The sequence below is a fragment of the Kitasatospora sp. NPDC001261 genome (genome assembly GCF_042896795.1).
Classification (GTDB): domain Bacteria; phylum Actinomycetota; class Actinomycetes; order Streptomycetales; family Streptomycetaceae; genus Kitasatospora.
Window position 1 is genome coordinate 23,579 of sequence record NZ_JBIAXP010000024.1, and the last position, 13,187, is coordinate 36,765.

At 72.4% G+C, this 13,187-nt stretch carries 7 protein-coding genes; 1 reads left to right on the plus strand and 6 read right to left on the minus strand.

Annotation, left to right across the window (positions count from 1 at the left end; translation table 11 throughout):
• Nucleotides 1-159: 159 nt before the first annotated feature.
• The 6 genes from ACFY4B_RS29150 to ACFY4B_RS29175 form a co-directional block, all read right to left on the minus strand.
• Nucleotides 160-2,001, minus strand: a complete 1,842-nt coding sequence (locus ACFY4B_RS29150) for a trypsin-like serine protease (protein WP_387972826.1) — start codon at nt 1,999-2,001, stop codon at nt 160-162.
• A 110-nt stretch (nt 2,002-2,111) separates the two neighbouring features.
• On the minus strand, nt 2,112-3,854 hold the full coding sequence (locus ACFY4B_RS29155) for a trypsin-like serine protease (RefSeq protein WP_387972828.1): 1,743 nt from the start codon (nt 3,852-3,854) through the stop codon (nt 2,112-2,114).
• 92 nt (nt 3,855-3,946) lie between these two features.
• Nucleotides 3,947-5,518: a trypsin-like serine protease gene (locus ACFY4B_RS29160; protein WP_387972831.1), complete on the minus strand. Its 1,572-nt coding sequence runs from the start codon at nt 5,516-5,518 to the stop codon at nt 3,947-3,949.
• Nucleotides 5,519-5,619: 101 nt separating this feature from the next.
• Nucleotides 5,620-7,230 carry a trypsin-like serine protease gene (locus ACFY4B_RS29165; protein ID WP_387972833.1) on the minus strand — a complete coding sequence of 537 codons (1,611 nt, stop codon included), beginning with the start codon at nt 7,228-7,230 and terminating at the stop codon, nt 5,620-5,622.
• 50 nt (nt 7,231-7,280) lie between these two features.
• Nucleotides 7,281-7,799, minus strand: a complete 519-nt coding sequence (locus ACFY4B_RS29170) for a hypothetical protein (protein WP_387972836.1) — start codon at nt 7,797-7,799, stop codon at nt 7,281-7,283.
• 55 nt (nt 7,800-7,854) lie between these two features.
• Complete coding sequence (locus tag ACFY4B_RS29175) at nt 7,855-8,346, minus strand: hypothetical protein (protein WP_375877572.1); 492 nt, start codon at nt 8,344-8,346, stop codon at nt 7,855-7,857.
• Nucleotides 8,347-8,963: 617 nt separating this feature from the next.
• Here ACFY4B_RS29175 and ACFY4B_RS29180 point away from each other — a divergent pair.
• Nucleotides 8,964-12,902, plus strand: coding sequence for a polymorphic toxin-type HINT domain-containing protein (locus tag ACFY4B_RS29180; protein ID WP_387972839.1), 3,939 nt, complete (start codon nt 8,964-8,966; stop codon nt 12,900-12,902).
• Nucleotides 12,903-13,187: the final 285 nt, after the last annotated feature.

Genomic DNA, 13,187 nt, shown 5'->3' on the forward strand with positions numbered 1-13,187 from the left:
GGGCCCTTGTAAGGCGCGGTCCGGGCCCCCTAGGGTGGGGGGTCGCCACCCGGCCCCCGGGGCGCATCCCCGGGGGCGGGGGGCCGGGCGGGGGCCCCCCCCCCCGGCGGGGGGGGGCCGCGCCCGGGCCCGGTCCGTGAACGGCCCGTGGACGCTTCGTCAGCCGGTGACCATGGTCTTGCCGGGGAGCGTGCTCCAGCCGCTCCACCCGCTCTTCCCCGGCTGGTACGAGGCGTGGTTGAAGACGCCGTTCTGGCCGGTGGCGAAGAGGTCCAGGGTGCCGGCCGCCGCGTTGAACGTCGCGGTCGGGAAGCGGCCGGTGGTGAACCGCCAGTCCCCGACGTTGGTCCACTCGCTCCACGGCTTGCCGTCGGGCTGCCACTCGGCGCGGGCGAGGACACCGTTGCCGTCGACCGCGAACAGCGCGAAGCCGCCGGTGGCGGGGTCGAAGACGGCGGTCGGCGAGCCCGCGAACTGACGGCTGCGGACCTCGGACCAGCCGCTCCACTTCGTCATGCTCGGGGTGTAGTAGGAGTGCGCGACGACACCGCTGGTCCGGGTGGCGAAGACCTCCGCGACCTTGGTGACCGGGTTGTAGACGGCGGTGGGGCTGCCGGTGAACCTCACGTTGTCGTCCTGGGCGTACCAGGGGTTCCAGTCCTGGCCCGGCAGCCAGTAGCTCTGCTTCAGCACGCCGTCGGTGTTGACCGCGAACAGCTCGATGGCACCGGTGGCGGGGTTGTACAGGGCGCTCGGGCTGCCCGTGAACTCCTTGTTGGCCTTGATGTCGTACCAGCCGCTCCACCCCGTCATTCCGACGGTGTAGTAGGAGTGCGCGACGGCCCCGTTGGTCTGGGTGGCGAAGACCTCCGCGGTCTTCGTCGCCGGGTTGTAGACGGCGGTGGGGCTGCCGGTGAACCTCTTGTCGGTGGGCTGGTAGTACCACTCGATCCAGCCCTTGCCGTCCGGCAGCCAGTAGGTCTGGCTGAGCACGCCGTCGGTGCCGATGGCGAACAGCTCGATGGCACCGGTGGCGGGGTTGAACACGGCCGTGGGGACGCTCGCGAACTGCCAGTCGCCGCCGACCCGCGTCCAGTCGCTCCAGGTCGTGCCGTCCGCGCTGGAGGAGGACACCACGTGGCGGTCGCTGTCGACGGCGAAGACCGTGGTGGTCTTCCGGACCGGGTCGTAGACCGAGCTGCGGGCGGCCGGGTTGGCGGTGACGGTGTCCCACCAGCCGTCGCGGACCTGGTTGATCCACGCGCCGAGGTCGTCGACCCGGGTGCTGTACGCGCCGGTACGGGTCTCGCCGGCGGGCACGCCCAGGCAGCCGCCCTGCCACGAGCGGGAGGCGACGGCGACCAGCTCGGCCTTGCCGTTGACCTCGCGGACGGCGGGGGCACCGGTGTCGCCCTTGCAGACCGCCGCGCCGCCCGTCCCCGTGATGCCGACGCCCGTCGCGCTCACCGTGTCGAGGCTGAACGCGCCGGAGTGGAGCCGGTTCGGGAGCCACTCGGTCTTGGTGCGCCCGTACCCGGGCACCCGCAGGGTCTGGCCGGCGGTCGGGGCGGTGGTGGCGACCGCGAGCGGGGCGACGCCGGTGACGGGGACGGCCAGGCGGGCCAGGACCAGGTCGCGGTCCTGACGCGGCGCCAGCTCCACCACGTCCGTCACGACACCGGCGCCCGTGGCCAGGTCGGTGCGCCCGACGGTGGCGGTGGTCTTCCACTTCGGCGCACCGGCGGCCAGTGCCTGCGGCTGCGCCGGGTCGTCGGAGAAGCACGAGGCGGCCGTGGCCACCCAGTAGCGGTCCACCAGCGCGCCGGTGCAGACGCGCACGTTGTCGCCGATCGCCAGGCGGACGGTGTAGGCGTAGGAGCCGTCGGCGGGCGCGTCGCCGACCACGGCGCCGGCCGGGACGATGCTGCACAGCGTGCCGGCGGCAGCGGCAGCGGCGAGTACGCCGGCCCGCCGGGAGCGGACCTGGGACTTGCGGGGCATGAGGGATCTCCAGGGAGCGTTCGCGGATCGTTCGGGGAGGACGGCACCCCGCGGGTGCGCGGGGTGCCGGTGGCGCGTTCGACCGGTGGCCGCAGCGGGCCTGCCGCGGGTCAGGGTGCGGAGGGGCCGCCGTGGAAGCGGATCCAGAGCGGGCCGCCCTGGCCCTGCGGGTCGACGGACCAGAGGGTGTTGTTGACGTCCCGCAGGTAGGTGATCAGGTGCTTGGTGGCCGGGTCGACGACGGTCTGCGGGACGGCGTCGGCGGCCATCGCGGTACCCGACGGGGTGAGGCCGAGATCGGTCCACTTCCCGGTGGCGAAGTCGAGCGCGTTCAGCCGGTTGTTCGGCCCGTTGACGTACACCACGGTCCGGTTGCCTGCCTTGTCGGCGATCGCGACCGGGTCGGTGGCGGCCATCACGCCCCAGTCCCGCCAGCCCGGGCCGTACGGGTCGACGGACCACAGGTGGTTGGCGGCGTCGCGGACGAAGGTGGTGAAGTGCCCGGTGGCCGGGTCGACCACGGTCGAGGGGACCGCGTCGGGGGCCAGGGCCGGCGGGATGAACTCGACCCGGCCGGCGCCCCGGCGGTCGATGGAGTTCAGCCGGTTGTTCGGCCCGTTGACGTACACCACGATGTGGCCGTCGTTCGGGTTGATCACCGGCACCGGGTCGGTGGCGGCCAGCCCGCCGAAGTCGTACCAGCCCTCGCCCTGCGGGTCGACGGACCACAGGTGGTGGGCGGTGTCGCGGACGAAGGTGACCAGGTGGCCGGTGGCCGGGTCGACGACCGTGCGCGGCACGGCGTCGGGGGCCAGCACCGTCCCGGCGGGGGTGGGAACGAACTCGGTCCACTTGCCGGTGGTGCGGTCGTAGGACCAGAGCTTGTTGTCCGGCCCGTTGACGTACACGATCACGTGGTTGTCGGCCGGGTTGGCGATCGCGGTGGGGCGGGCGGCCGCGAAGCCGCCCAGGTCGGTCCAGCCCTCGTTCTGCGGGTCGACCGACCACAGGTGGGTCTTGCTGTCCTGGAGGAAGGTCAGCAGGTGCCCGGTGACGGGGTCGACCACCGTGAACGGCGAGGCCTTCACCACCGACCCCGAGGGGGTGGAGTGCCGCACCTTGGTGATCCACATGTCGAGGTCGTCGACGCGGGTGGCGTACGCGCCGGTGCGGGTCTCGGTAGCCGGGGTGCCCAGGCAGCCGCCCTGCCAGGAACGGGAGGCGACGGCCACCAGCTCGGCCCTGCCGTTGACCTCACGAATCGCGGGGGCACCGGTGTCCCCCTTGCAGACCGCCGCACCGCCCGTCCCCGTGATGCCGACGCCCGTCGCGCTCACCGTGTCGAGCGAGAACGCGCCGGTGTGCGGCTTGGACGGCACCCACTCGTCCTTGGTCCGGCCGAAACCGGGAACACGCAGCGACTGCCCGGCCGTCGGCGCCGAGGTGCCCACCTCCAGCGGCGTCACACCGTCGACCGGCACGGCCAGACGGGCCATCACCAGGTCGCGGTCGGCGCGCGGCACCAGCTCGACCACCTGGGCCGACTTGGCACCGACGGTGGCGGTGGTGTTCCACTTCGGCTTGCCGGCCGCCAGCGCCTGCGGCTGCGCCGGGTCGTCGGCGAAGCAGGAGGCGGCCGTGAGCACCCAGTACTGGTCGATCAGCGCGCCGGTGCAGCCGCGCAGGCTGTCGCCGATGACGATCCGCGCGGTGGTGGCGGAGGTGGTGTCGGCCGCGGCGCCGCCGGAGACGGCGCCGGCCGGGGCGAAGGTCGTCAGCGCGCCGGCGGCAGCGGCCGCGACGGCTGCCAGCACACCCGCCCGCCGCGGGCGGAGCTGGGACTTGCGGGACATGGGGACTCCCCTTCGGGTCGGTGGGTGGGAGCCCGCGGGGGCGGTCGGTCTCGCGCCGACGGCCCCCGCGGGGCACGGGTACGGGCCCCGGGTCAGCCGGTGGTGGCGGCGATGCCCTGGATGGCGCTGCTGGCGACCTCGTAGAAGGTGGTCCAGCTGCCGTCGGCCTTCTTGTCGGCGGTCCAGATCTTGGCGTCGGTGCCGATCGCGAACAGGCGAATGGTGTCGCCGATGGTGGTGGCGGCGACCTGCTTGACACCGAGGACGTCGGGCACCTTCTCGAAGGTGGTCCAGGGGCCGTTGCCGGTGCTGTCGGTGGTCCAGATCTGGCTGTCGGCACCGACCGCGAACACCCGCACGGTGTTGCCGATGGTGGTGGCGGCGATGTGCTGGATGCCGCTGCTGGGGATCGCCTCGAAGGTGCTCCACGTGCCGGCGGTGTAGTCGCCGGTGCTGGTCCAGATCCGGCCGTCGCCACCGATCGCGAACAGGCGCACGGTGTTGCCGACGACGGTGGCGGTCACCTGCTTGATGGCGCTGCTGGGCAGCGGCGAGAACGCGCTCCAGGTGCCGGCCGCGTAGTCGCCGTCCGCACCGTAGATGCGCTCGTCGCCGCCGATGGCGAACAGGCGCACCTTGTCGCCCATGGCGACGGCGGTCACCTGCCGGATGCCGCTGTTGCCCGGCACGACCTCGAACGGCGACCAGGCGCCGGAGGCGTCCCTGGTGGTGGTCCGGATCCGCTGGTCGCTGCCGATGCCGAACAGGCGCACCTTGTCGCCCATCGTGACGGCGCTGACCTGCCGGACGCCGCCGCTGTTCGGCACGGCCTCGAAGGTGCCCCACACGTTCGTGGTGTACGCGCCCTCGTTGGCCCAGATCTGGCTGTCGCCGCCGATCGCGAACAGCCGGCTGGCCGGACGGGAGACCCGCACCTGGTTCACCCAGCCGGCGAGGTCGTCGACCCGGGAGCTGAACGCGCCGGTACGGGTCTCGGTGGCCGGGGTGCCCAGGCAGCCGCCCTGCCAGGAGCGGGAGGCCACGGCCACCAGCTCGGCCTTGCCGTTGACCTCGCGGATCGCCGGGGCACCGGTGTCACCCTTGCAGATCGAGGCGCCGCCGGTGCCGGTGATGCCGATCGCGGTCGCGCTCACGGTGTCGACGGTGAACGCGCCGGTGTGGAGCTTGTTCGGCACCCACTCGTCCTTGGTCCGGCCGAAACCGGCTACGCGCAGGCTCTGCCCGGCGGTCGGGGCGGCGGTGGCGACCGCGAGCGGGGCGACGCCGTCCACGGGCGTGGCGAGACGGGCCATGACGAGGTCGCGGTCGGCGCGCGGCACCAGCTCGGCCACCTCGGCCGACTTGGCGCCGAGCGTGACGGTGGTCTTCCACTTCGGCTTGCCGGCCGCCAGGGCCTGCGGCTGCGCCGGGTCGTCGGAGAAGCAGGAGGCGGCGGTGAGCACCCAGCTGCGGTCGACCAACGCGCCGGTGCAGGCGCGCAGGTTGTCGCCGATCGTCAGACGGGCGGTGGCGGTGTAGGTGTTGTCGGCAGCCTCGGGGCCGACCACGGCACCGGCCGGAGAGACGGCGCTCAGCGTGCCGGCGGCGGCGGCCGCGACCAGCACACCCGCCCGACGGGAACGGAACTGGGACTTACGGGACATCAGGAATTCCCCCCTGAGGAGTTGCGAGAAGGTGGCGTCCCGCCGGACCGGCGACCGGACGGCGGTCGGTCCGGCGGGACGCGGTGCGGTGCGGGTCGGGGTCAGCCGGTGGTGGCGGCCGTGATCGCCCTGACGCCGGTGGCGCCGCCGGGGACCTCGCCCCACGGGGTCCACCTGCCGGCGTTGTAGTCGGCGTCGCGGTTGTAGACCTTGTCGTCCTCGTTGATGGCGACGACGTGGATGACGTTGCCCTCGGCGCTGCTGGTGATCGCCTTCAGGTGGTTGTCGCTGATCTTGGTCCAGACGGGGTCCCAGCGGCCGAGGTCGAAGTTGCCGTTGGTGCTGAAGAGCGAGCCGTCGGAGCCGATGATCTGCAGGTCGACGATGTTGCCGCGGGCGGCGGCGGTGATGCCCTTGACGTCGACCGCACCGCCCGGGACCTCGGCCCACGGGGTCCAGCTGCCGTCGGGCCGGTTGTCGCGGGTGTAGACCTTGCCGTCCTCGTTGATGACGAAGACGTGGCCGACGCCGTCGGCGGTGGTCGCGCTGGTGATCGCCTTCAGGTTGTTGACGCTGACCAGCTCCCAGGAGCCGACCCACCGGCCGGCGGTGTAGTCGCCCCGGGTGCTGTACAGGGAGCCGTCGACGCCGATGATCTGCAGGCCGACGGTGTTGCCGCGGGCGGACGCGGTGATGCCCTTGACCCCGACCGCACCGCCCGGGACCTCGGCCCACGGGGTCCAGTAGCCACCGACCTTGCCGTCACGCGTGTAGACCTTGCCGTCCGAACCGACGACGAAGACGTGCACGGTGTCGCCGATCGCCACCGAGTCCACGGCGGAGAGGGCACCGCTCGGGACGGGCGACCACTTGCCGAGCCAGCTGCCGGCCTTGTAGTCGGCCACGGTGTCCCACAGCTTGGTGTCCGACCCGATGACCTGCACGTGCAGGCCGGCCGTCACCTCCGTCGTACGGAACCGCACCTCCTGCACCCAGCCGCCGATGTCGTCGACGCGGGAGCTGAACGCGCCGGTCCGGGTCTCGGTGGCCGGGGTGCCCAGGCAGCCGCCCTGCCACGAGCGGGAGGCCACGGCGACCAGCTCGGCCTTGCCGTTGACCTCGCGGATGGCGGGGGCGCCGGTGTCGCCCTTGCAGATCGCGGCGCCGCCGGTGCCGGTGGTACCGATGCCCGTCGCGCTCACGGTGTCGAGGGTGAACGTGCCGGCGTGGAGCTTGTTCGGCACCCACTCGTCCTTGGTCCGGCCGAAACCGGGAACGCGCAGGCTCTGCCCGGCCGTCGGGGCAGCGGTCGCCAGCGGCAGCGGGGCTATGCCGTCCACGGGCGTGGCGAGACGGGCCATGACGAGGTCACGGTCCTGACGCGGCACCAGCTCGGCCACCTCGGCCGACTGGCCGCCGACCGTCACGGTCGTCTTCCACTTCGGCGCACCGGCGGCCAGGGCCTGCGGCTGCGCCGGGTCGTCGGAGAAGCAGGAGGCCGCGGTGAGCACCCAGTAGCGGTCCACCAGCGCGCCGGTGCAGGCCCGCAGGTTGTCGCCGACCACCAGACGGGTGGTGGCGGTGTAGGTGTCGTTGGCGGCCGCGTCGCCGACCACGGCGCCCGCCGGAGAGACGGTGCTCAGCGTGCCGGCGGCGGCGGCCGCGACCAGCACACCCGCCCGCAGGTTGCGGGTCGAGGAGTTGCGAGGCATAGGGGGATTCCCGGAGGTGAGAGGTGGGAGGTGGATGCGGGCGGTGGCCGTCAGCCGGTGACGGTCAGCTCGAGGAGGCTGGTCGCGTTGCCGTTGCTGCCCTTGCCGACCGACTTGAAGCCGTCCTTGGGGACCTCGAGGGTCTGCTGGGTGGTGCCGTCGGTGAGGCCGGCCCGGACGGCGCGGCCGCCGGAGGTCTGGATGGCGAAGACCTGGGGCAGCTCGAGGGTGAGCGACCCGGTGGTGCCGGAGACGGTGAAGCAGATCTGGTTGTCCGGGTTGCCCGGGGCCATGGTCCAGACCTGGATCTGGTTGGGCTTGGAGCATTCGCCGAGCAGGATGTGGCCGTCGCCGCGCAGCAGCTTCACCTTGGTGATCGCGGCAGCGCCCGGGTAGGCGAAGTCCTCGACCGCGGGCGGTGCGGCGGAGTTGTCGGCGGGGGTGGTGTCGGCAGCGGCGAGTGTGGTGGCGCCGGCGAGGGCCGTGGCGGTCACGGCGGCGGCGGCCAGCCACCGGCCTGCGGTGGCGCGGCCGGTCCTTCTGGCCGTGCGGAGGGGGGTGTGGGTCACCTGGGGCTCCATCGGGAAGGTGAGCGGGGAGCGGTGCGGTACCGGTGGGCGGTCGTCAGCCGGTGACGCGCAGTTCGAGCAGGGCGGCCGGCTTGCCGTTGCCGGAGCCGCTGCCGATCCCGACGGGGAGGGCGGTGCCCTTGGCGATGTCGACGCTCTGCGCGCCGTCGACGCTGGTGAGCTTGGCGTTGAGCGAGTAGGCGTCCGTGCGGATGCGGAACACGTTGGGCACCTCCAGGGCGAGGTAGCCGGTGGTGCTGGTGGCGCGGAAGCAGATCTGGTTGCCGCCGGCGTTGGGCAGGTCGAAGCTGAACACGCTGATCTGGCTGTCGACGGCGCAGTCGGACAGCACGATGTGGCCGTCGCCGCGCAGCAGCTTGACGTTGGGGTACGGCGCCGGGCCGGGGTAGTTGAAGTCCTCGACCGCCACCGGCGCGGCCGAGTTGTCCGCCGGAGTGCCGTCGGCGGAGGCCAGTGCGGTGGCGCCGAGCGTGGCGGCCACGGCGACCGCACCGCCAACGAGCAAGCGGGACATGCGCTTTGCCATGACTATTCCTCTTCGTTCATCTGGTGTTGCCCTGACGGGCAGATCAACGGATTGGTGCGAACCACCCTTGATGGCAGGCGAACCAACCTGTCGTGATGGCGCGTCATGGGTGATGGGGATGCACGGAATCAACCACTCGGCGCCTTCGTGATCAAGGACGGAATGCGGCCCCATCGAACCAGATCAAGCTGACGACACGCCAGATCTTTCTTCCGGAGACCCCTCCCGAGCAGGCACTCTGTCACAGTTTCGAATAGCTTGGGCACTTCCTGGCGATGCGCTCGCTTTGCTGAAATATGGGCCCACTGAGGGGGTTTAATGCACGTGTCTCAACTCTCAACTCCTTGACTTCGTAAGCGTTCTGTCGTGACATCATTTGACATAGGCTCCGCTGCGGCCGGGATTCGGCCGATGTCGACAGTGGAGGTTTTCCGGTGCGCCAATCGATATCCCGCTCGCGACGGCAAGGGAGGGGGAGGCCGCCGCTACTGGGCAGGCTCTCCCTTAGCCTGCTGCCGCTCGCCCTGACGGCCGGTCTGGTGGGATCCGGCATCCAGAGCGCCGTCGCTGCCGAGCCGACCGGCGGGCAGGTCCAACCGACCCCCCGTGAGCGCGCGTTGACCGCGTGGCTCAACGGCGGCCCTCGCGTCCACGAGCTCGCCGAGGCCGCGCTCGCGGGCTCCGACCAGGACGTGAAGCGGTTCGTCGACAACGACCTCGCCGGCACCCAGCGCCTGGACGACCTGCTCGCCGCCACACAGATCTCCAGTGTGGGCGGGCCGAAGGTCCGCGAGGCCGCGGACAAGGCGATCGATGGAACTCCCGACGAGTTGCGCGCCTTCCTGCAGGGTGGTTGGCAGGCGGCTCTCGACGCCGACCGGCGGCTGATGATCACCCGGCTCACCGACCCCGCGATGGGCGCGGGCAGCAACCTGCAGGCCGCCGGTGACGCGGCGCTGCGCAGCAACAACAGTGATGATCTGCAGCGGTTCCTGACCGAGGGACAGTTCCCGGCAAAGGATTCCGACGACCGGCTCAAGCTGGTGCAGATCCTCAGCGCGGGCGGCACGAACACCCAGGCGGCGGCGCGTGCGGCGCTGAACGGGTCGATCGAGGACGTGCGCGACTTCCTGGCGGTCGGCCAGTACATCGCGCAGAGCCGTGACCAGGAGCGTGCGAGCATCGCGCAGCTGGTGCAGCAGGCGAAGGACGCGGGCGCGCAGGCGGCGCAGGAGACGGCCGCGGCGATCGAGGCCAAGGACAAGGCGGTCTACGAGGCGCAGAAGGCCATGGAGGCCGCTGCGCTGGCCGCGTCGGAGACGCAGAAGGCCGGCAATGACGCGGCCAAGGCGACGGAGGCGGCGAACAAGGCCGCGACGGCGGCTGAGCGCGCGGGTGCGGCGGCGCGGACGGCGATGGCGGCAGCTCGTGCGGCCAACGCGGGTGCGCGGGCCGCCGCCTACGCGGCGTCGAACGCGGCCGCCGCCGCGGCGGGTGCCCAGCGGGCCGCGGCCGATGCCGAGACGGCCGCGGCCGCGGCCGCCGGTGACCAGGCGAAGGCGCACGAGGCGCGGGTGGCGGCCGATGTCGCCGACGCCGCGGCGAAGCTGGCGGCGGACGCGAACACGACGCTCGGTCACGCGAACGACGCCGCCAAGAGCAGCAAGGACGCGGCGGGTGCCGCGCTGAGCGCGAAGGGCAACGCCGACTCCGCGGCGGGCTCCGCCGAGCAGGCCGGTGCCTACGCGGCCAGTGCCGGCGGGCAGTCGGCGAAGGCCAAGCAGGCCGCGGCGGCCACGCGCCGTTCGGCCGCCGAGGCCGGCCGTGCCGCGGCCGCCTCCCAGCAGCTGGCCGGGGAGGCCTCGACGCAGGCCGCGGCCGCCGCGGCGCTCCTGAAGTCCGCGGGCGAGCACGCCGCCGCGGCGGCGCAGGCCGCCCGGTACGCCGCCGAGCACGCCGGCCAGAGCGCGAACGCCGCGCAGGAGTCGACCAACCACGCGAACGCCGCCTCAGCGGCCGCCGTGGACGCGCAGCGCGCGGTCGACCAGGCCAACGCGGTCCAGGACCTGGCCCGCCGTACCGAGGCGGAGGACCTGGCGAACCGCACCGCGGCCGCCGTGGAGAAGGCCCGCAAGGCCAAGGCCGACGAGACGGACAAGCAGGCGCAGACCGACCAGGCCGCCCAGCAGGTCCAGCAGGCGAAGGCCGAGGCCGACCGCCTCGCCCAGCTGGCCAACCAGCCCGGAGCCACCCCGGCGCAGGTCGCCACCGACGGCCGCAAGCTCGCCCTGATCTCCCGCAAGATCTCCGGAGACTGGGGAGAGGTAGCGGCCGAAGCGGCCCTCACCGGCCCGGACACGGCCGTCCTCTCCTACCTGAAGAGCGGGCGCCGCGAGGCCGAGGAGCGCGACGCACACGACCGTGCCGTCGAGGTCTACACCGACTCGGGGAACAACGCGGTCCGCGACGCCGCCTACACCGTGCTCCAGGGCGACCGGACCCAGGTCGGCGCGTTCCTGAACAGCGGCCAGTACGAGGCCGCGGCGCCGGAGAACCGGCTGACGATCACCCGACTCAGCGACAACGCCGGTCCCGCCGTCAAGGCGGCCGCCGACGCCGCGCTGCGGGTCAACACCCCCGCCGCGCTGCGGGACTTCCTCGGCAAGGGTCTGGCCGACGCGCAGGCCGCCGACGACCGGCTCACCGCCACCCGGCTCGAGGACGCCCCGGCCACCGAGCCCGAGCTCAAGGCCGCGGCGAAGGTCGCCCTCGAAGGTCCCGTGCAGGACCTGCGCGCCTTCGTCGCCAAGGGCCAGTACACGGCTCAGCAGAAGGACCGGCTCACCGCCGTCCACGTCGCCGACGTCAAGGGCCTGATCGCCGAGGCCACCGCGGTCTCCGCGACCGCCCAGAAGAACGCCGCCACGGCCCAGGCCGCCGCCGCCTACGCCCGCGGCGTCGCTGACGAGGCCAGGGGCTACGAGGCCGCGGCGCAGGCATCGGCCAACACCGCCACCGAGCACGTCGCCAAGGCCCAGGCCGCCGCCGACGCCGCCCAGGCCGACGCCACCAAGGCCGCCGCGGCCGCGAAGACCGCCAACGCCGCCAAGGCCTCCGCCAACCGCGACGCCGCCAAGGCCGTCTACTCCGCCAACCAGGCCGAGAGTTCGGCCCGGCAGGCCCGCTGGTCCGCTTCCGAAGCAAGCTCGTTCGCGTCCGCCGCCCGGGCCTCCGCCGAGGCGGCCGGCAAGGACGCCCAGGCCGCCCAGACCGCCGCCGACGAGGCCCACGCCAGCTACGAGGTGAAGCGGGACGCCGAGGAGAAGGCCCGGCTCGCCAGGCTGGAGGCGGAGCGCAAGGAGGCCGAGAAGCAGGCCCAGGCCGAGAAGGAGAAGCAGGACGCGATCGCCGGGATCGAGGAGGAGATCAAGAAGGCGAAGGAGGACAGCGACAACGTCAGCTACCTCTACCACCTCTTCTCCGAGAGCGTCCACCTCACCCTGGACGTCATCGGCGGCGCGGGCGGCGTCATCGCCCCCGGCCTCGCCGACATCGCCGACCTCGTCAACTGCGCCTACTACGCCGTCGAGGGCCGCACCACGGAGGCTCTCACCTCCTGCATCGGCGCGATCCCCTTCATCGGCGACGGTGCCGCCGTCGCCAAGCTCGCCCAGTGGGCCAAGAAGTTCGGTTCCTGGGGCGAGAAGGCCGTCGAGTTCATCCAGAAGCTCGTCACCAGGCTCCCCACCGAGTGCCTGCTGAACAGCTTCCCGGCCGGCACCCGCGTCCTGATGGCCGACGGCTCCACCCGCGCCATCGAGACGGTCCGGATCGGCGACGAGGTCCTCGCCACCGACCCCACCACCGGACTGACCGGCCCCCGCCGGGTCACGGACACCATCTACACCCCGGACGACCGCGACTTCACGGACATCTCCCTGGGTGCCGGGAAGTCCCTGACCAGCACCGACCACCACCCCTTCTGGTCCGAGAACCGGAAGCAGTGGACCGACGCCGCCGCCCTCAAGCCCGGCGACGAACTGCGCGACCCGGCCGGCCGGCCCCAGCGCGTCGAGGACGTCCGGCACTGGAACACCCTCCAGCCCGCCTACAACCTCACCGTCGACGACCTCCACACGTACTACGTGCAGGCCGGCGACCTGCCGGTCCTGGTCCACAACGCGAAGAACTACTGCCCGAAGCGGCTCGCCCTCGGTGTCACCGTGGACGACGACGGCAAGCTCATTCTGGACGCATTCGCCAAGTCGGATGCCATCAAGGCGAAGTCGTACCACGACTTCCCCAGGGGCACGAACTGGATGGAGACCGTCCGCGAGGCACTCACTCCGGGGAAGAAGACCGAGATCTTCTTCAACCTCGACGAGATCGGAAAGGCGAACGCCCGGGAGTGGGCCGAGAAGTTCGGCGACCTCGCAGACCCCTCAAGGCACTGGACGGCCTGGGAGCTGAAAATGATCAGGGAGTCGCCCAAGGAGGTGCGGGACCGCGTGAAGTGGTACGAGAACGGGGTCGAGACGACGAGCCCCTTCGACTGAGACGAACCCCCTTCGAACGCACGGCCGTTGAGCTGCTGACCATGCGCCCGAACTCCGGGCGCGACGGATTGTCCGCCCAGGCTCGGGGAACGTGCTCGAAGCCGCCGTCGCCGCACGCTCGATTTCCGATCGGTCCCAGGAGCCCGCCAGAGTCCGCTCTGGCGGGCTCCTGCTGGTCCTGACAGGTGGCACAAGTGACGGACGTGTCGGGAGGATCGCGCAATCACCGTGCGGGACGGTCGGGTCCCGACTGAGGACCTCCGGGAGTCGGCCTCCGTATAGGTG